This is a genomic window from Pleurocapsa sp. PCC 7327 (assembly GCF_000317025.1).
GTDB lineage: Bacteria > Cyanobacteriota > Cyanobacteriia > Cyanobacteriales > Microcystaceae > Hydrococcus.
This window is the reverse complement of record NC_019689.1, coordinates 3,820,853-3,840,339: the sequence shown is the minus strand read 5'-3', so window position 1 is coordinate 3,840,339 and position 19,487 is coordinate 3,820,853. Positions and strand designations below refer to the sequence as shown.

At 43.6% G+C, this 19,487-nt stretch carries 18 protein-coding genes and 1 pseudogene; 7 read left to right on the top strand and 12 right to left on the bottom strand.

The genetic code is table 11. The annotated features are described in order from the left end of the window. Nucleotides 1-56: 56 nt before the first annotated feature. Entirely contained in the window at nucleotides 57-188 is a 132-nt protein-coding gene (locus PLE7327_RS26180) for a hypothetical protein (protein ID WP_015145099.1), read from the bottom strand. A 277-nt stretch (nucleotides 189-465) separates the two neighbouring features. Between PLE7327_RS26180 and PLE7327_RS25925 the strand changes: the two genes are divergently transcribed. Beyond that, nucleotides 466-756: a helix-turn-helix domain-containing protein gene (locus PLE7327_RS25925; RefSeq protein ID WP_254658012.1), complete on the top strand. Its 291-nt coding sequence runs from the start codon at nucleotides 466-468 to the stop codon at nucleotides 754-756. Between the two features lie 5 nt (nucleotides 757-761). Continuing rightward, nucleotides 762-1,586: a putative toxin-antitoxin system toxin component, PIN family gene (locus PLE7327_RS17335; RefSeq protein WP_041392285.1), complete on the top strand. Its 825-nt coding sequence runs from the start codon at nucleotides 762-764 to the stop codon at nucleotides 1,584-1,586. 26 nt (nucleotides 1,587-1,612) lie between these two features. Here the strand turns inward: PLE7327_RS17335 and cobA are convergent, their stop codons facing one another. The 3 genes from cobA to PLE7327_RS24075 form a co-directional block, all read right to left on the bottom strand. Further along, on the bottom strand, nucleotides 1,613-3,145 hold the full coding sequence (gene cobA, locus PLE7327_RS17330) for a uroporphyrinogen-III C-methyltransferase (protein WP_015145096.1): 1,533 nt from the start codon (nucleotides 3,143-3,145) through the stop codon (nucleotides 1,613-1,615). 135 nt (nucleotides 3,146-3,280) lie between these two features. After that, nucleotides 3,281-5,857 carry a polysaccharide biosynthesis tyrosine autokinase gene (locus tag PLE7327_RS17325; RefSeq protein ID WP_217523188.1) on the bottom strand — a complete coding sequence of 859 codons (2,577 nt, stop codon included), beginning with the start codon at nucleotides 5,855-5,857 and terminating at the stop codon, nucleotides 3,281-3,283. A gap of 375 nt (nucleotides 5,858-6,232) precedes the next feature. Continuing rightward, on the bottom strand, nucleotides 6,233-9,301 hold the full coding sequence (locus tag PLE7327_RS24075) for a cadherin-like domain-containing protein (protein WP_083888306.1): 3,069 nt from the start codon (nucleotides 9,299-9,301) through the stop codon (nucleotides 6,233-6,235). A gap of 591 nt (nucleotides 9,302-9,892) precedes the next feature. Here PLE7327_RS24075 and PLE7327_RS17310 point away from each other — a divergent pair. After that, nucleotides 9,893-10,747, top strand: coding sequence for a universal stress protein (locus tag PLE7327_RS17310; protein ID WP_015145093.1), 855 nt, complete (start codon nucleotides 9,893-9,895; stop codon nucleotides 10,745-10,747). Nucleotides 10,748-10,883: 136 nt separating this feature from the next. Here PLE7327_RS17310 and psbM read toward each other — a convergent pair whose 3' ends face one another. Further along, the gene (gene psbM, locus PLE7327_RS23605; protein WP_015145092.1) at nucleotides 10,884-10,991 is read right to left on the bottom strand and encodes a photosystem II reaction center protein PsbM; all 108 of its coding nucleotides are present in this window, start codon (nucleotides 10,989-10,991) and stop codon (nucleotides 10,884-10,886) included. A 63-nt stretch (nucleotides 10,992-11,054) separates the two neighbouring features. Then, a complete protein-coding gene (locus PLE7327_RS17305) occupies nucleotides 11,055-11,351 on the bottom strand; it encodes a 2Fe-2S iron-sulfur cluster-binding protein (RefSeq protein WP_015145091.1) in 297 nt (98 codons plus the stop codon). Between the two features lie 213 nt (nucleotides 11,352-11,564). On the opposite strand from PLE7327_RS17305, the gene PLE7327_RS17300 reads away from it, so the two are divergent. Continuing rightward, the gene (locus PLE7327_RS17300) at nucleotides 11,565-11,840 is read left to right on the top strand and encodes a glycine zipper domain-containing protein (protein ID WP_015145090.1); all 276 of its coding nucleotides are present in this window, start codon (nucleotides 11,565-11,567) and stop codon (nucleotides 11,838-11,840) included. Between the two features lie 163 nt (nucleotides 11,841-12,003). On the opposite strand, the gene PLE7327_RS17295 is transcribed toward PLE7327_RS17300, so the two are convergent. The 4 genes from PLE7327_RS17295 to PLE7327_RS17280 all read right to left on the bottom strand — a co-directional run bounded on the left by PLE7327_RS17295 (nucleotide 12,004) and on the right by PLE7327_RS17280 (nucleotide 15,714). Continuing rightward, entirely contained in the window at nucleotides 12,004-12,360 is a 357-nt protein-coding gene (locus PLE7327_RS17295) for an NAD(P)H-quinone oxidoreductase subunit M (RefSeq protein WP_015145089.1), read from the bottom strand. 24 nt (nucleotides 12,361-12,384) lie between these two features. Beyond that, nucleotides 12,385-13,641, bottom strand: a complete 1,257-nt coding sequence (locus tag PLE7327_RS17290; RefSeq protein WP_015145088.1) for a phosphopantothenoylcysteine decarboxylase — start codon at nucleotides 13,639-13,641, stop codon at nucleotides 12,385-12,387. Between the two features lie 95 nt (nucleotides 13,642-13,736). After that, the gene (locus PLE7327_RS17285) at nucleotides 13,737-14,246 is read right to left on the bottom strand and encodes an inorganic diphosphatase (protein ID WP_015145087.1); all 510 of its coding nucleotides are present in this window, start codon (nucleotides 14,244-14,246) and stop codon (nucleotides 13,737-13,739) included. A gap of 526 nt (nucleotides 14,247-14,772) precedes the next feature. Further along, nucleotides 14,773-15,714 carry a YbhN family protein gene (locus PLE7327_RS17280; protein ID WP_015145086.1) on the bottom strand — a complete coding sequence of 314 codons (942 nt, stop codon included), beginning with the start codon at nucleotides 15,712-15,714 and terminating at the stop codon, nucleotides 14,773-14,775. Between the two features lie 67 nt (nucleotides 15,715-15,781). Between PLE7327_RS17280 and PLE7327_RS17275 the strand changes: the two genes are divergently transcribed. From PLE7327_RS17275 to PLE7327_RS17265, 3 genes are all read left to right on the top strand, one after another. Next, nucleotides 15,782-16,384: a class I SAM-dependent methyltransferase gene (locus PLE7327_RS17275; RefSeq protein WP_015145085.1), complete on the top strand. Its 603-nt coding sequence runs from the start codon at nucleotides 15,782-15,784 to the stop codon at nucleotides 16,382-16,384. 70 nt (nucleotides 16,385-16,454) lie between these two features. After that, nucleotides 16,455-17,846: a 1-acyl-sn-glycerol-3-phosphate acyltransferase gene (locus tag PLE7327_RS17270; protein ID WP_015145083.1), complete on the top strand. Its 1,392-nt coding sequence runs from the start codon at nucleotides 16,455-16,457 to the stop codon at nucleotides 17,844-17,846. A 270-nt stretch (nucleotides 17,847-18,116) separates the two neighbouring features. Next, on the top strand, nucleotides 18,117-18,854 hold the full coding sequence (locus tag PLE7327_RS17265; protein ID WP_015145082.1) for a dinitrogenase iron-molybdenum cofactor biosynthesis protein: 738 nt from the start codon (nucleotides 18,117-18,119) through the stop codon (nucleotides 18,852-18,854). Here PLE7327_RS17265 and PLE7327_RS17260 read toward each other — a convergent pair. Both PLE7327_RS17260 and PLE7327_RS17255 read right to left on the bottom strand, forming a co-directional pair. Continuing rightward, a pseudogene (locus PLE7327_RS17260) lies at nucleotides 18,851-19,209 on the bottom strand (type II toxin-antitoxin system PemK/MazF family toxin). The gene PLE7327_RS17265 and the pseudogene PLE7327_RS17260 overlap by 4 nt on opposite strands. Continuing rightward, nucleotides 19,196-19,429, bottom strand: coding sequence for a hypothetical protein (locus tag PLE7327_RS17255; protein WP_015145081.1), 234 nt, complete (start codon nucleotides 19,427-19,429; stop codon nucleotides 19,196-19,198). Before PLE7327_RS17255 ends, PLE7327_RS17260 begins: the two are co-directional and overlap by 14 nt. Between the last annotated feature and the right edge of the window lie 58 nt (nucleotides 19,430-19,487).

Genomic DNA, 19,487 nt, shown 5'->3' with positions numbered 1-19,487 from the left:
TCTGCTGGAATAAACTTGGGCTATGACTGGGCTAGCGATGCGATCGCTTTGTATTGTTATGTAATGCGCTTCTTGATAGTAATTGAGTTTTCGAGACTTTCAGAGACTTTCAATTGAGGATAAGTATCTAGGTTTAGGTTAGTGCCTTTCCCCGTGCCACAGGAACGAGCCGTTAAATGCTGTCTCATGGCTTTCGATTATTTCTTTTATTGCGATTATTGCGATTATTTTCGATCGCTGCTATAGTGATGTCAGAAATGAGATCGTTATTTAACCAAAATTATGCTCAAAGAAAATATATCTTCAGTACACTTTACTGCGCAGAGCAGCGAAACAATATCTATCAGAAGGTTAGAACAAATATTGAATGCCGAACAGTCACCACCTCGATTGGTAAGTAGTACTGGGGAAGAAATATTACTACCTCAATCCGTTTATAAGGCACTACGGCAAGTTATAGACGCAATGGCATCTGGACAAGCCATAACTATTGTTCCGCACGACCAAGAAATGACCACTCAACAAGCTGCTGACTTTTTAAACGTGTCGCGCCCTTATTTGATCAAACTGTTAGATCGGGGAGAAATTCCTTACACTAACGTAGGAAAACATCGGCGTATTCGCTTTCAAGACATTCTGATATACAAGAAACAAAGAGACGCTAAACGTCGTAAGGCTCTCAGTGAATTTACCGTTTTTTTGCAAGAAGAAGGATTTTATGATGAGAATGGCTCTGACTCGGATTATAAACGGTAAAAATTGTGCTTTCTCTAGTTGTTTTGGATACTTGCGTCATTTTCCCGATGCCTTTGTGTGATACCTTACTGCGTGCTGCCGAAGCAGAATTTTATCGCCTTTACTTTTCACAAGAAATTCTAGATGAGGTTACTCGTAATCTTGTTGAAAAAGGAAAAATGACAGAAGCTAAAGCAGCACGATATCAAGCCCACATCAAAAATGCATTTCCAGAAGCAATAGTAGAAGTGCCTCAGCAGTTAATTGAAAGGATGACGAATCATCCAAAAGACCGTCATGTGGTTGCTGCTGCTGTAAAGACCAAAGCCGATATTATCGTCACTTTTAATCTCAAAGACTTTCCCAAGGAAGCACTTGAACCTTTTGGCATTGAAGCACAACATCCCGATGATTTTTTGCTCGATCTTTGTGAATTTTTTTCAGTCAGCTCATTAGCTCAAATTATTCGGGAACAAGCAGCATCTCTTAAAAGACTGCCCAATACTATAAGGGATGTTTTAAATCGGCTAAGTCGTCAAGTTCCTAAATTTGCTGGAAAAATACTATGTCATGAGTATGGTGATTTTATTGTCGAGATTGCACAAAAGACTTTAAAAACTGTAGGAACAGTATTAGCTGACGGAGAACGAGTCTACGAAGGCAAACAGTACCGTTTATGGCAAAAAAATCGAACTCTAACAATTACTGACAAAAATAGTCGAGGTGAAATACTGAGATCGAAGTGTGGCAGAATCGAGGGAAATTTCTTACTAGAAGATCTCGAAAAATTCGAGGAGTTTAATCACAAGTTAGATTATGAGCTAGAGCAAAGTCGTCAGTCTTTTTCTTAATAAACTATAGAAGCAACACATAAATTTTAGTTCTTGACATTTTGAGACCACTGCGCGATCGCATTAGTTAATCCATCCAAAGTAAATTCTTTTGCTTCTACATCCACTCTTCCCAACAATTCATAGCAATCTTTAGACGTTTGAGGACCGATAGAAGCAATACAAATATCTTTTAGTAATTCTTGTAAAGTTACCGTTGAATTAGCCCCCAAAGCTTTTTCTATTAATTGACAAAAATGTCGTACGGTTTTGGAGCTAGCAAAGGTAATAATATCTACACTTTTTTGTTGCAAAGCTTCCCATGCTTGGGGTGCGATTTCATCGGGACATACTGACTGGTAAGCTGCAACTTCTACGACTTCGGCTCCTTGAGCGGTTAATTCTTTGACTAAAACTTCTCTTCCACCCATTTCCACGCGAGGAAAAAGAATTTTTTTATTTGCGATCGCGTCTGGAAAATTTTCAACTAAAGAATCAGCCACGAAATTGGGAGGAATAAAGTCGGGTTTTACGCCGTATTGCTTGAGAATTGCAGAGGTCTTTTTGCCAACGACGGCTATTTTTATTCCTGCTAAAGCGCGGGCATCTAATCCTGTAGTTTCCAGACGCTTAAAGAAATATTCTACGCCGTTGGCAGAAGTGAGGATAAGCCAGTCAAATTCACACAGGCGAGCGATCGCGCTATCTAGTGCCTCCCAACTCGACGGGGGACGAATTTCTAGGGCAGGCATTTCAATGACGGTTGCCCCTTGCGCTTGCAGCAGATGGGTAAAATTGTTCGATTGTTCCGCCGAACGGGTGACGAGGACGGTTTTTCCAGCCAGGGGTAGGGATGGGGAATCAGTCATTTTTCTCAGGTTTATGACTTTGCCGATAACGATGACAGCAGGTGAGAGAGACATGCCAGCAATGCGATCTACTATATCGGCTAAGGTGCCAATCCAAACCTGTTGTTCTCGACGACCACCATTACGAATAATGGCAATGGGTTCGCCAGGCGATCGCCCGTTTTCTTGTAGTTTTTGGACAATTTCTCCTAATGAGCGTCCGCCCATTAAAATAACTAGAGTATCGATCCGAGAAATCGCTTCCCAGTCAAGCAATTCGGGTTCGTGAGCACTCAAGGTGACAAAACAACGGCTGAAATCTTTATCTGTCAGAGCAATGCCTGCCAGTAACGGTGCACCTAAAGCAGAGGAAATTCCCGGTACGAGTTCAAAGTTGCACCCTGCCACTTGTAGGGCTTCCATTTCGGGGTTGGCGCGCCCAAAAATTAAGGGATCGCCGCTTTTAAGTCTTATTACCTGTTTTCCTTGCAAACAGTAATCGACTAAGAGTTGATTAATTTCCTTTTGAGGCGTACTGGACAATTCTCCCCGCTTACCAACATCCAGTTTCAAACAATCGTTGGGGACGAGTTGCAGAAGTTGGGGATCGACTAAGGCATCATAAATTAAAACTTCTGCACGCGATAGCAACTGTTGTGCTCTTAGGGTAAGATAGTCAATTCTTCCCAGTCCTGCACCGACCAGATAAACTTTGCCACGGCGATCGCCCATACGTCATACCATTTTAGATTGAAAAACTTTTTAATTTTTCACATTTTAACGATCGATCTGAAAAAACAACGGTCATTCCACCACTTGTAGGCGAAATGACCGCGACCGTTACATTCTTTATCTAGCTTTATCTAGCTATTTTGAAGTCAGATGGTTAGCAACAACCCCCAAACTGGTCAAGTTGAATCCATTAATGCGAGCGATCGCTTTCTTGAGCAACGATTGGCTCGTCTTACCGACTCCTGCAACCATGAGAATGCCATCGGTTTGAGCGGCTAAGAAACTCGTATCCGTAAAGTCGAGAAACTTAGGCGCATCATAAATAACAAGGTCGTATTTTGAGTGTAGTTCTTCCATCAGATTCTGCATCCGAGAAGACCAAACTCGCATAGAAGGATCGGGGTGAGAAATCCCTGCGGTTAAGACAAATAGATTCTCGGTATCGGGAACGCTTTGGATGACTTTTTCCGAGGGGATGGATTCTGCCAAAAGATGGCTAAGACCTCTATAGTTAGGCAAGTTGAGCCACTCGTGAAGCTGAGGATTAATGAAATTAGCGTCTACTAAAAGAACTCGCTTGCCCGTTCTTGCTACTGTTTTCGCTAGATATAGCGCCACGGTAGATTGTCCATCTTCTGCTTCTGTTGAGGAAACGGCTATAGAGTTCAATGACGAACCGCTATGCTGAAAACAAAGTTGGGCATAAAGCGATTCAAAAGCAGCTAGGAAGGAAGTATCATCAACCGCTGTTTCGTCGTTTTCTGCTTCTTTTATCTTCTTTGCCGATTTATCTAACGCGATAACGAGATCGGAACCCAGAGAAAAACGTTTGTCGTAAGGAATATCTCCGACAACGGGCAGTGACAGGATATCCTGAATATCGTTATTGGAGTAGAAAACATCCCGCCGTCTTTCTAACCAGACAGCCAGGATCATTCCTATCAACATTCCTGCCATCGCACCAGCAGCAACCACCTTCAGGCGACCTGGAGACTCGCCAATCGGCTGTCCATCGGCATTAAGAGGAATTTGCGGTTTGGAAATCAGTTGCCAAGGCAAATCTTGAGCCGCTTCAACTTTGAGGGTTTCTCGCTGCATCAAGAGCTTGTCAAGAACCTCATTGGTTAGGGCGATTTGCCGCTCCAACGCGCTATATTGATTGGCAATCTTGGGCAGTTGTCTGGCTTGTTTTTCTAGGGTACTCTTTGCCGTTGCCAATGACTGCGTATTCACTTCTAGCACTTGAATTTGGTTAGCCGTATCGACTAATTGATCGATCAGCTTCAAGCGCGTCGGATCTTGATAGGCTAAGACTGGAGAATTCTCTTTAACTGAGAAAGCGTTTTGAGTCAGAATGGTCTTGGTTTTTTGAGTAAGCAGGTTTTGAATATTTCGTCGTTTTTCCTCCAGCGTTTGCATCTGGGGACTCCTAGAGGTAAAACGAGATGATTCTGCCGCAATCTGACTTTCTACTTCCTGAAGTTGGCTCAACAGAGCTAAACGAGACGGATCTTGACTCAGAGCAGCCGAAGCTAGAGCTTCTTGAGGATTTAGTTTTAGTTGTCTCTGTAGAACCGTATAGAGTTTCCGGCGCGAGTCGAGTTGGCTTCGATTAGCCAAGAGTTGTTCGTCGATTTGACTAATTTGAGCCATTAATTCTTGACTTTTTGCAATCGGATCGATCAACTCGTGCTGTTGTCGAAGTTGTTGCTGTTGACTCTTAAAGTTTTCAAGTCGTTTTTGTAGATCGGGAAGTTGTTTGTCAATAAATTCGATTCCCGCTTTGATGTTAGTTTGTCTATCTTCAGCGCTGTATTTTAGGAAAGTGTCGGCTGCGGTTTCTAAAACCGTCAGAACTTCTTGCGGATTGGCGCCTTTGTAGGTTACTTCAAAAATTTTCGTTGCTTCTCTTCCCTCTCCAATCCGCTTGACGGATAGATTTTCTCGTATGTCTTTCCAGATAGCAGGAAAGTTGCCCGTGAGTTCTTTTTTGTAGACATCCTCGGCAATCCTAGATGTCATTCCTGGACTTTGTAAGAAGGCAAGATTGGTAGGGTAGTCCAGTGAAAACAATTCTTCCTGTGGAACCCCTGATGTGCGGGTTAAGGTTGAAGGATCGGTTAATTTGCCGGCCGTGCTGATGGGTTCGACCAGCAGATAAAAGTTACCCGTGTAGACCTGGGACTCGGTCGCAGAAATGAGCAGAGCAATAAAGGTTGTCACGCCAGTAATTCCGGCGATCAACCCTGCTTTACGCCAAAAAGTTCGCAGATAAGCGCGTAAATTACTGTTTTTCTGGGCGCTGGCTTCTAACTCATCTAGATCGTCTGTTTTTGGTAGTTCCTCGCTCTGACCGATTAGGGGTTTGAGATTATATTTACGAGCAGGAAGGTATTCGCCGGTTTCAGAAGTTCGTTGCCGACGGTTAAGCACCTGCCAGTGTTGGTTGAAGATGTCTTCTCGTTTTTGCAGGTTGCGGCGCTGACCGATTAGCGTCGCCTCCAACATCTCTTTTTTCTCTTGTTCGTTGACTAGCTCTAAGCGCAAGCGCAACTGCTCGGATTCGGTAGCCTTGTCAATTTTATCTTCTAATGAAGCTAGTCTTCGGCGTTGCGAAGCCAGCTCTCTTTCCTGCTCGCTAACAAATCGTACTGCTCTATCTAGATCGGATTTGAGCTTTTGTACGATTTTCTGCAATTCATCTAGGGGCATCTTTTCCAGCGTTGCTGAAAAATCAACTCTGTGCGAGCGTGGGATGTCTTTTGTTGGAATGGCTAAACGATTCATTACTTGCTTATGAGATGTAGATCTAATGTTTGCTTTATCTCAATATCGGTCTTGGGTGGAATTTAGATTTAGCTTACATTACTTTTACGGAGAAAGGTTATGAAAGGATAAAATCATTCAAGAATCAGTTTAATCTAATCTGAGTTTTTGAGAAAGAGGTTGGGCGCGATCGCGTTTTTTTAATGCTTGCCTAAAAAAGCCTTTATAACAACTTTACTAAAACTTTAAAAATATTTAGCTAAAAAAATTGGGGGCGGTCGTTCGAGTTCGCCCCCAACTAAAGATAGATCTTTGCTCGACCTAATGAATGATATCCATAATGGCATCGTATTTGGGAGAGCCGTTTTGCTCGACGTGTTCGAGCAAACCCCAACTGCCCCATTTACTGGGTTGACCGATGTCGACGAAATTCATAAACGTCCCGCCACCTAACTCGAACCACTTTTGTAAGTATTGTCTATAAACATCTCCCATGCGCGGGTCGCGATTAGCTTCTATGAACAGCTTGGTAATGGCTGCGTTGTCTTCGACTCCCTTAAAACCCGCCAAATGCTGACCGCCTTCATAGGCAATAAGCTGTAGGTTTTCTTTTCGAGCTAGGTCGATATGAGCCTTCATTCCATCATAGGATTGTTGCAGCGCTCCGCCTTTAGGACCTCCGCTCAAGACTCCCCCTTGGATGATTTCGTCAAAAAGTTTTTTGCGTCCTCCATCTGAGTCGCGAGTCCAACTAGCGATTTGGGAGGCATTCTCTGGCGCGCCGAGATAATAACCAATATAAGGAGCGATCGCGATGGCGTCAATGCCGTATGCTTGGTGAGACAGCGGTTTGTCGGTCCAATCGTAGGAAATCACTTGTTGGGCTACTCCGATATTAGCTGCTTGCGCTCCCATAACTCCGATTACTCGGGCTTTGTCTTCGCCAAAAACCCGATCCCAGATCTGCGTAATTTCTGTGGTGCGCTTGCTGTACCAATTGAGTCTCATGACGGTATCGGAGTCGCCGCTGCCGCCCCATTCCTTTTTCCCTTGTTGGAGCGCCCACTGACTTTGCTGAAAATCTTTGTTCCAGACCTCGTTGGAGTATTCAACATAGACTTTGCGTTCGGGTTCGAGATGGTTCTTGACGTAGCTGGCAAAGTTGGTAACGTATTCGTCGCTTGCTAAGTGGGGCATGGTAAACCAGGGGTCTGTATCGGTTTGATTGGCGAGTTCGACCATCACTTCTACTGGAGTTCCGTGCGTAGAATATCTAGCCGTTTGTAGCGTGGGGCGGTCGCTCCAGTGACTCTGGCTAGAATTGTTGGTTTTCATCCAGTCCATAAAACGGAAGGCACTAAAGTCATCGACCTTTTCAATAAATTTGGGATTGAAAATTTGACTTTGGTAAGTTTTTTCGTAGTCGATGGGAACGACGCGGATGTTGCGAAGGTAATTGCCGGTTTTGTTGGGATCGGTGGCAGTAATTTTCAACCAGATGCCTTCATTGGAGGGAGTGACATCGATAACATCTCTGCCGGGACGAGAGGCGGTCGAATTTTTTTTAGCATCAAAGCCGTATTCAATTGTACCTTGTCCTTCATAAAGGACGACGTATTGTCCGCCGGGATAGCGACCGCCTTTGTCTCGAAACAGGAGCGTGCCGACGCTAGTATATTTAGAACCGCTGTCGGCATTGGGTAGAGATTTGACCCAGCCATTTTTATCTAGGTCTAACTTGTTAGCTTCTTTCGTATCCCAAGTGGACTTATTTTGGGTAAACCAGGAGCGAGAAGATTTGAAGGCATCGAGGAAGGGCATTTGCGTTGACCAATCGGCAATGCCACTGAGGTTCGTTCCTATGCTAACTACCGAGCTTGAAGCTGGTTCGGGCTGGGCTAATACGGAAACCGTTACTGTGGCTTTTGCAGTTCCCCCGCGACCGTCGCTGACGGTGTATTGAAAGCTAGCATCGCCGATGAAGTTGTTTTTTGGAGTGAAAGTAATATTGCCGTTTTTATCTAGCGCGGCAGTTCCGTTAGTGGTATTACTGACGCCAGTAATTTTGAGGAGATCGCCATTGGCATCGCGATCGTTTTCTAGTAATTTCGTGGCTGAGAGTGTAATCTGTTTATCTTCTGTGGTAGTTGCCTTGTCAGCTTTTGCTACTGGCGGCGTATTGGTGGTACTATTAGTACTTGCCGATTGTGGAGTCATGGATGTATTTCCTGAAGACTGATGATTGGCTAAGGTGGCAATTTCCTTGTCTGTCAGGACGCGGTTGTAGACTCGCACGTCATCGATGCTGCCCTTGAAAGCATTCGTTCCGGTTCCTTGCACGTCGCCATCGTGAAACTGGGTACCTTGATTGATGGCACCGATGCCGATGTCATCGGAGTGACTCCATAGCTGCGACCCTTGCCCGGTACCGAATTTGCTGCCATCGAGATAGGCGGTTAATGCTCCTGCCTGTAGGGTTGGACTGCCCTCTTTGGCGTTAAGGACGACAGTCACGTGATGCCATTTGTTAGAGCTAATCGTATTGGTGGATAGATAAGTTCCCTTCCAGTTGCTTTCGGAAGCGGGATTATTCCATGCGCCTACATAGAGGCGACCATTATGAACGTAGATGTTTAGCCCGCGTGCTCTGCCGCCTTCTTCATAAATAACTTGTTTGCGATCGGCAATATTTTTATCGTCAACTTTAAACCACAAAGAAAGCGTTCGCTTTGCATAAGTACCTGTATTGATATTGTGAGAATCGCCAACCCTAAGGTAATCGTTGACTCCATCAAAACTAACTACACCACCAAAGCTTCCGTCAATTTTTTTAAAAGTAGCTCCGTTGCGCAACTCTCCTCGGTTTTTTCCATAGGGAGATGAATCTGTTGCTTGAATTCCTGAAGTTTCTTCAAATTTTAAGTGCATTACTAATCGATCGCTCGACACTCGATCGCTTTGCATCTTTGCCTCCTTGGCATTTAGGTTTTGAGCGGACGTTTTTAAATTTTCAGAACTCTTTGTTAAGCGATAAGTACTCGTTTTACTAGCCTTTTTAGAAAAATTTTTATCCCCTAATTCAGCTGGTATAAATTTTGCCTCCCTAGCATGATTTTGGAGGTTTTTATCGTTTGCATTTTCAATTTTTGTGGAATTGCCATTTCCATTAAAGTCAACAATACTGGAAAATTGACCATTAATTTTATCAGATTTTACCTCTTTGTCTAGTTTTTCGCTATTATCCTCTTTGTGGCGAGATGAAACAGCCTCTAAACTTCCAAAAGGTTGTTCTAACTTAAGAGGCATGGTTAGATCGTCGTTCGAGAAAATACCAACTAATGGTTGGCTTATTGTAGAAGAAACTTGTCGATTGTTAGATAGCATAGTCATTTATCTTTCTATTAATTTTTGAGTGAAGCTAATCCTCAAAAAAATACCTTCGAACGAATACAGTTATTGTGCAAAATTATTTTTTAGACAACTTCCGTTAAGACACAGAAAAAAATATTGAGTATTTTTTGATTATCGAGGTAATTAATTAACTAGAATTACTGAGACTGATTAGGTAAATTAATGTACGTATTTTTTTCTACCCCTTCTCTCAAGAAAGGCATAGGATAAGAGTTTTCCTCAAACGGCGCGAATTCAATGAAAAACTGATGTAGCGATTGCGCCCTACTGCCAACTCGATCGCAGCAACTTTGAAAATTGCGATCGAGGTTAAGGATTATTGCATTTTTAATAAATAGTAAAAATACGGAGAAGAAATAGCTATAAATAAAAATCAATCCAAGAAAGAAGCGATCGGCTATTGAAGTGAGAGAAAGAGCGATCGCCAATCGAGATCTTAAAGTTTAATAACGCGATTTAATGTTTAGTTTTGTCTACTGACTTAACAAGTTGTTAAATTTCTTGGGCGGGATTGGCAGTATCCTTGTACCCAGAAATAGCTAATTGCCGTTAACAACTCAGTTTCAATCCATGCTCGAAAAGATTCTATACGCCGATTCGGGAACGGGTCCCACCCAAGACATGCTCAAGGTCTTGATGGACATCCCAGCCATCAAAAAAGCTGCAATTACCATCTTGCACGTCATTCCTCCCCAAATTACAGCCGATGCTGTTACAGCTAAGTGGGAAGAAGGAGGCAAAATTATTGCTAGCATCCTTGAGAACGTCCAACTAGATCCCAGTAAAGTTTCTACCATGCTGCGCCAAGGCGACCCTAAAGACACGGTTTGCCAGGTTGCTGAAGAAATTAATGCCGACTTGATTATTATGGGTTCTCGCGGACTTAAGCGCTTAGAAGCTATTCTCGAAAATTCTGTCAGCCAGTACGTCTTTCAACTCACTAACCGTCCCATGTTGTTGGTCAAAGACGACATCTACGTCAAAAAAATCAAGCGAGTAATGGTGGCGCTAGATAAGTCGGCGGCAGCTCAATACGCGCTCGATCTGACGCTATTCCTACTGCGAGATTACCCAGATGCCGAGCTATTTTTAGCTCGCGTCAACCCCGATTTGAAGCCGGAATTGCTGCCTTTGTCGAGGACAGAGATGGAAAATAACCCCATTCTTGCTCCTGCGGCAGAGAAAGCAAAAAGAATGGGAGTTCCCTATCGTTGCATCGTCACGGGAGGTAAGCCAGGGGAGCAAATCTGTAATTTAGTTGAAGAAAATAATATCGATTTGCTGGTGATGGGTTCTCCCGATCGCCGTCCTTCCGTAGCTAAAAGCTTACCCGATCTCGATCGCCTTTTAGGAACTTCTCTATCCGATTATGTTCGCGTCAATGCGTCCTGTCCGGTTCTCTTGGCACGAAAAGAAGGCGGCTGAGATTCGGTTACCAGTCACCAGTTATTAGGTAATAGGTCAATCTAATTCGCAATTTAAAAAGAAAAAAGGGAAACAGAATAGTTCTGTTTCCCTCCTTTTTTCCTTAAAATGATAGATTTTCGCTGATTTTGACTTATTATCGTGCGCCTTCTTTATTAGTTTGAATGTACAGAATCAACAGAAAAACGGTGGGTACCAGCACGAATAAAATGGTGGCGATAAACCCAAGATCGTTAACTTGCATTGCTCGATTACCTCTGCGTCATCTTGACTAACAATCATTAGAATACCATTACCGCGATCGAGATTACGGCTTGGTTTTTACCTTAACCGGACCGTTGACGAGGGTTTGACAAGCTAGGCGGTAGCTTTCCGGCTTTTTTTTGAGCTTTCGCAACTCAAAATCCGTTTTAGGAGAGAGATTTTCCATGCCTTCGACAATCTCAACGATACAGGTTCCGCATTGACCATATCCCCCGCAATTAGTCAGCTTGCCTTTAAGAGTATAAATGTCAATCCGATTTTGCAATGCTTTCTCTCTCAGGTTTGCTCCATCCGCTGCAATGACTTCCTTCTCTTCTTTAACGAACCTAATGTTGCCCATCTGCTCTCCTTAGTACTAACCCTTTATCTCATAATATTAAGAAATTATAAGAGTTTGTTGATAGGGCGATCGCGTCGCTACTATTCTCTGGGGTTAGATGGAGTTCAGCAACTAGGATTTAACTCCTGCTCGTTTAAATTACTTCACAAACTGGATCTGGACGCGAGAGTCCTTGTATAGTTAGATAGTAGGTTCCTAATATGCTAGGATAATATGTTTAACCTTGGCTCTTTCGTTGGTTCATTGATTGGCTCGATCGGCGGCTCGATTGTTGGGGCAATAGCTGGCTCGATCGCGGGGGCTGTTAGCGGTTCAATAGGCGCTTCTCTGCTTGGTTCGCTTTTGGGTTCGCTGGCTGGTTCGGTTTTGGGATCGCTTGTAGGATCGATGTTAGGCTCGATGGTAGACTCGGCAATGGATAACCTCTGGCAGGAAATCAACGAGGAGAGCGTTGAGCCTCGAATGAAGTATATTGGTGTTTATAGTTAAGCTCATCTAAAATGCTGGTAGTAGCGATCGATGGCTACTACCAGCTTTAAGACACCAGTTATTATTAAGAAAAAAGGCAAAAGGAAAAATAGATTAAACTAAATGGGTTGAAGTTCCCTTAAATTTGATTCCTGACTCCTTGTTCTCCCATGGCGATCGCCGATTAAAGATATTTTCCTTCGCTTTCGGGACTTTCTACGCGAGGAAGTCCCATACTGTAGTTAAGCACCCGGCTGCCGAGATTATAGCTAATTTCACCTTTTTGCAGCAGCGATCGCATAAAATGTTCTAAATCCGAACCGATGCGTCGCAGGTTGTATTCGGTTAGATCTTCTCCGCTGTAGGATTCCACTAATTCATCAAACTTGGCGTAAACTTTCTGAAGGCTATCTTCATTCCAGTTAAATTCGTTGTCCGGATCGACATCTAAAGTCAGGACACTATCGCTAGGGATCAATTCGTTATCTTTAACTTCCGCCGTGTAGATCCGAATATGGCGAGTAGTAGACTTGAGCAGCATAAGATTACAGTTTTGCTATCTTTATTAAGAATTATTATGCCAAACTTGTTCGAGATAATTGGCGATCGCTTTGGCAATCTCTTTTTTCCCAACCATCTTTTGTGGCGGTCGATCTGCTGTCACCAAGTAAGCAATCTGTTCGCCACCTAGCCCCATTTCTTCGCCGCGATTGGCAATTATGGCACGATAGCCTTGTTTGATTCTCTGTTGGGCAATTTCCATTAACGCTTCGTGACTCACCCCTTCTTGGTACTTAAAAGTTACCATATGTAGGTCGGGAAATTTAGCTCTGACTTCCTCGATTACCTTCAGAGTCGGCACTAGGTTAATCGTTTTCAATGCGCCGCCACTGGGAGTTTTTCCAGGAAGAACCACTTCTGGTTTGTAATCGGCGACTGCGGCTGAAAAAATCCCAAACTTATAGGGTTTTTGGCTTAACGTTTCCAGAATCGATGCCAAATATTCGTCATAGGTTCTAGCAATTTGGTACGGCAGATAGGCAGGGGGTTGATAAGTTCCCTCTCCGTGAATCAGTCGAACATCTGCACCTCTGAGGTAAAGTTCTTCTGTTATCTCAGCCCCCAATCTGCCGCTAAAACGATTGGTAAGTCGGCGCACATTATCGATGGGAACTGGGGTAGGGCCTCCCGTCACTAAGATTGGAACTTCTTTGAGAGGGGAAGTGCTTACCAAGCGACAAACTTCTACAACGATTTCCCGTTCGTCGGGGATGTTGTGCTTGCCGTAAGCTTCTCGCGGGGGCACGATATAAACGCCCATCGCCTCTAAAGTTTTTAGAGATTCGGTTAAAATCGAGTTGTGAAGGCTTCCGTGCATGGTGGGCGCGATCGCGATCTTTGTTCTTCCTCGTTCCATGCGACCGATTGCCGATGCTAAGGCAGAGGTAATGACCCCATCAGCGATGCCATAGCACATTTTATTAATCGTGTTATAGGTAGCGGGGGCGACGAGATAGGCATCAAAGGGGGCGCTATCGCTGAGGTGTTCTGCGGCGGCGGTTAGTTTCGTTACGACTGGGCGAGTCGTACTCCACTCTAACGCATCGATAGTAGTATAGCGCAAGGCTTCTTGGGACGTAAAAGCGACGACATCAGCCCCTTCTTTGCGCAGCGCGCGGGCGATTAAAGGGGCTTTGATTGCCGCAATGCCCCCGGTAATCAAAAGTGCAATTCGCTTGCCTTGCAAATGTTCCCCCTCAAGCGGCACCTCGCGATCGCTTAATTGCGATTCGGGAGGAGGAGTGAAATCCCAGTGTTTCATCAGCGATCGGAGTTTGGAATTCGGAGTTCGGAATTGGCAATTGAGGAAAAATAACTACTAATACTAACTCCTCACTCCGCAGTTGATAACCTTCTCTATTTCACGGCTTTAATACATTTTTCTATCAAGGCAGACACTGCATCAACATCTTTCCAACCCAGAATCTCTGTAACTTTCTTTTCTAGATTTTTGTAAGTTTTAAAAAACTCGGCAATTTCATCTAAGCGATGTTGGGCAATATCTTTAAGAGATTTTACATTGCCGTAGCGGGGATCTTTGTCGGGAACGCAGAGAATTTTCTCGTCGCGATCGCCACTATCAATCATTTCTAGCATCCCAATCGGACGGGCGGGAATGATGCAGCCTGGAAATGTGGGGCGATCCATCAATACCATTCCATCGAGGGGATCGCCATCATCGGCGAGGGTGTTGGGAACGAAACCGTAGTCGTAGGGGTATTGAACCGATGAATAGAGAACGCGATCGAGAGCAAAAGCTTTCAAATCTTTGTCAAACTCGTATTTATTTTTACTGCCCGCCGGAATTTCGATTAAAACGTTGATTAGACCGGGCTTGGGTTGAGGGGGAATGCGCGATAGATCCACGAAATCTCTCCGAAAATCAACAAGATGAGCCTCTTAAAATCAATTTCAAGACTCAGGTTTATTAAATCATATTTAGAGACCCGGCAAGAAGTTTGAGGATGCTAATGTCTAGCGTCCATTGCCTGGGAAATCCAAGCGAGTCTCTATTGACTATTAATTTTGAGTCATCTTTGGCTCCGATAGGAAATAACTCGGTTGTGGTAATGTCTCAATTCGGTTTTGTGAAGAGTAATATGCTATTACCACCATAGGCAAGGTTAGAGTCAATATAGCAATTATCGTTCCTATAAGGCTTGCCCACCTGGAACTAGGAGGTTCGGAAGTATTCCCTGACGGGCTACTTGTTTCCATAGAGATGTTTTTGCGCTCTGAACTCGATAGATTTTTAGGAAGAGATAGGTGTTATTTTAACCTTCCTACTTTCAATTGTACCTAATTCTTCTAAAGCGTTACTATAAATTCAATCTTGTCATTAAAAATCAATTTAGATTAAGAAGAAAGTAAAGAATCGCGATCGCATCGAACGCTACCAACGCGAATTTATGGGAAAAAATTGACCAATTGACCATGCCAGTCCAGCCGCGATCGCTTCTGCCAAAATACTAATCATTCTGTACGAAGCGATCGCGCTGAGAATAACGCCTTTAGGCAACTGTTGCCCCGACAAAAGAGCGATCGCAACGGCTTCAAACACGCCAATTCCTCCGGGTGCGCCAGGGATAATTAATCCCATCAGCCAAGCAAAACTAAAAACGCTAAATAATGTGGGAATTTGACTGAGTTCGAGCGGCAATAATGCCATCCACGTTAGCAAAAATCCGCTTCCTCGCAGCAGCAAAAAAATTATTTCTCCTAAGAAATAAATTGATAGATTTCGTTCGATAGTAATCGTCGATTCTTTTTCTTGACTCTTTAATCGACTCAAAAATTTTAGAGATGGATTTAAAATTTTAGGATGAACCCCCAGAAAAATAGCGATTAGTAAAATAAAATTAACTTGCCATAACCAAGGAGAAAAATTAGTCTTAATTAAGCCGATGGCACTAGCTAATAAAGTCACTAAAAAAGCTGCCGCAGCCATTAACAATGGCTCTAATAAAACGCTCATACTTGCTACTTGTAAAGAACCGCCTGCTTGGTAAACAGCTGAAATGCGACCATAAAAATGACCGACATTGCCCGGTAAATATTTAGCCAGGTTAGTAATTAAATAAACTTGTAGCGCCCATTTCCTTGTTATGGGTTGCTTAAAAGCTTTGAGTAACCCAGTCCATACCAACCCCGACCAAATATGAGCTAAAAGCGTTATCATAAGAGCGATCGCCAAGATAATCCATCCTCTCGGCTCTATTTTCACTTCTGTTGCATTTTGCCAGTTATCTTTAAACGCTTTAAGAATAAAAAATAGCGTTCCACCGAAGATAATCCATCTTAGAGAAAATTTGACAGCTAGTAAAAATTTCTTCACGCGATTGCCGCTCGATCGACTTGGAAAACTAAACTTAGACTGAATTTTAAATTAATCTATCTGAAAAATGACCAATAATATTTTTGAAAGCAAAGAAAAACTTTTCGATCGCTGGGCGCCCAACTATGATTTTTTACTAACGACAGTATTTTATCAAGCCGTCCATAAACGATTGTTAGAATATGTCAAATTACCCGAACGACCCAACGTACTAGATTTAGGGTGCGGTACGGGTCGTCTTTTAAATCGACTCGCCGATCGATTTCCCGAACTTCAAGGAACGGGACTTGATTTATCAACACAAATGTTGCGTCAAGCACGACAGCGCAATCAACATCGTCCACGGCTAATTTTTGTTCGAGGAAATGCGGAATCTTTACCCTTTGCAGACAATCAATTTGATGCCGTTTTTAATACGATTAGCTTTCTTCACTATCCCAACCCCGAACGAGTTTTTGCTCAAGTAAATCGCGTCTTACGCCCTCAAGGATATTTTTATCTAGTGGATTGGGCATTCGATCGCAGGCTTTCTATTTCTCAAGTAAATATAAGATTTTACAGTCCCCAGCAACGAGAACAATTAGGTGCAACGGTTGGCTTAAAATGCTTGGGGCATTATTATCTTTTGAGTAAAGTTTTACTAACAATTTTTATTAAGGAAACCGAATGAATTTATTAGGATCGATCCTAGATCTGTTGCAGAATTATCATGAAGTTCTTAAATTTAATGCTTACCTTCTATGCACCAGGCTCACCCAAAGCTAGAGTTTATTTCACCAGCTTTTAATGGCTCAATTCTCAAAATTACGCAGCGATCGCTGCCCATTTTGCTGAAATTTCGGCTGAAACGCTGGCTACCAGCTGGAATTAGTCGAATTGATGCAGTCAATGTAGAAACTTTAGCCGAACTCTACCATCAATTTCAGACGGGAAAAATTCGCTTGTTATTGGCTTTTCGTCATTGTCAGGTGGACGACCCGCTCTGCGGTCTATATCTGCTTTCCCGTGTCCCGCAAGTAGCTCGTCGAAAGGGGATTGCCCTACAATCCCCGATTCACAGTCATTTTATTTACGAGCGCGGGATGCCTCTATGGGCTGGTGCGTGGCTGGGTTGGCTATTTTCCCGCTTGGGTGGAATTCCGATTCATCGGGGCAAGCCGTTCGACTGGACGGCAATTAAAATGGTACGAAAGCTGTTAATTGATGGCGATTTGCCTATGGCGCTTGCTCCCGAAGGCGCTACAAACGGTTATAGCGAAATTGTTAGCCCTCTAGAACCTGGGGCGGCTCAGTTAGGATTCTGGTGCGTGGAAGATTTGCTTAAAGCCAATCGTTCCGAACAAGTATATATCGTTCCGATTGGCATTCAATATGGCTATGTAAAGCCGCAATGGTCGAGACTGGATTGGTTGTTGCGTCAATTGGAAGCAGATTGTGGTTTGCTAGCTCGAAACAGCAAACGAGGAAAAGAGCACGAACTGAAGAAAATTTACGCTCAACGCCTGTTTTGTTTGGGAGAATACCTGATAACTGAGATGGAGCAATTCTATCGTCGATTTTACCACCAAAATCTCCCAAGCGATCCGCGCAGCGCTGGCTCAAATCTAACGACGCGACTTCACCAATTACTAGATGTCGCCCTGCGAGTTGGAGAGGAATATTTTGGTTTGCAGAGCAAGGGGACGATTATCGAACGCTGCCGTCGCTTAGAAGAAGCGGGATGGACTTACATTTATCGAGAAGATATATCCGACTTGAAGGCGCTATCGCCTCTACATCGGGGTTTAGCTGACTGGGTAGCTCAAGAAGCCAACTTGCGGATGTTGCATATGCGTCTGGTAGAAAGCTTTGTTGCCGTAACAGAAAGCTATCTTCAAGAGAATCTTTCCTTCGAGCGATTGGCTGAAACGGCTTTACTGATTTTCGACGTGCTGGCTCGCATTAAAACCAGAAAAATGCCTCGTCGCCCTCGATTGGGATGGCGTTGGGCGAGAATTACTGTCGGCGAAGCCATTTCAGTTAGCGATCGCTGGCACGTTTATCAATCTAGCCGTCAGGCGGCTAAACAAGCTGTAGCTGACTTAACACAAGACTTACATATTGCTTTAGAAAAGATGATTTCAAAGAGTTAAACGCTTGGAACGCTATTGATAGAGAGATCTGGGTGTTGCGATCGCTCGTATACAAACTAATTCACAAGACCGAGCAATGTTACCAAAGAAAATGATATTAACTCCCGATGCGACGAATGGTATTAAATTGTACTGAAATATAGTGATCGGTTTTTAAATAATATAATCGGGAAATAATTGACTAGATACTGCTAGATTGACGACAAGTTTTTTGACCTAAATAAATACCTAGTAGTATTCGCTCGATTAACAATTTAGAGAGAATCGATTATGAGCGAACAAACTCTATCAAATGAAGTAGCCCTAAGAATTGCATTGGCTGCAAGGGCATTGCCGGGAACCTCAGTGGGCGATCTCATAGGAGCCTTACATACATATCTAGGCGATGCGATCGATGAGACAGCCTTGAGTAAAATTACAGTCACCAACTTAAAAACTGCATTCGGACAAACCTATCAACTCGATGCAGATGAAGATGGTGAAGATGCCGGGACTGCCGACATGGCAGCACTAAAAGAAGCTGTGAGAATTTTGTGGGGTGAAACAAACGATGAAGATAAGCTGCCGCCAATAGAACCATACCAGGATGGCGAAATGCCGAGTTCAATTCGCATTGCCGTGGCTTCTAACAATCAAGAACAGTTGGACGGACATTTTGGTTCTTGTCTGCGTTATTTGATTTATCAGCTATCGGCAAAGGAGATGAAGCTGATAGATATCAGATCGGCAGTGGAAGCCGATTTATCAGATGATAAAAATGCTTTCCGAGTTAGTTTGATTAAAGATTGCCACGTTTTGTATATCGTCTCGATAGGGGGACCCGCAGCAGCAAAAGTCATCAAAGCAGGGATCTATCCGATGAAAGTAACGGAAGGCGGTTCGGCAAGAGCTATCTTAAGCGAACTACAAAAAGTAATCGCCACTTCACCCCCACCTTGGTTAGCAAAGATTATCGGGATAGCAGAAGGGGATCGCGTGAAAAATTATAAGGCTGCTGGTGTAGGTTAGAAAGCGAACCCTAGCACGATATCTAAGGCAGCTCGAATCTGTTGCCAATAGTGGTTTTCTAACACGCCGACAAGTCCTAATACCCGTTGACCATCAACCGATCGAATCTGGGCGATATCTAAGGAACGATCTCTGTCTAAGCCATTGGTCGAACTAGCTTTGATATTGACAGTATAAGGCGCTTGTTTGCTGCCTGGGCGAAAGGGAATGATGATGGTCAGCAATCCATACTCATTCATCGTGTCATTTTGAACGATGAGGCAAGAGCGGGTTTTTGTATCTCTGCCCCCAAAGTCGGATCGAGACGAACCCAACGAATTTCCCCGCGCCGATAAGTTAAATTACCCCTCGGCATCGATACCGTCTCCAGCAACGTTATCCCAAGCCAGTATTTCTTGCTGATAATTGGGGTCTTCTACATCGGTTGCCAAAGCAGCAATTAACTGAGATTCGAGGACTTGCTTGCGGTGAGTTGCCAGGAGGTTATTGAGATAATCGCTGCGATTGCCTTTAGCGACCGTATCGAGGAAGGCAACTAGGTCTTCATCAAGAGTGACTGCGATTTTTCGCTTCATAGATATGATAATTATATCATACTTAAACTGGATGAAAAAAGCGGGGCGTTGCTGAATG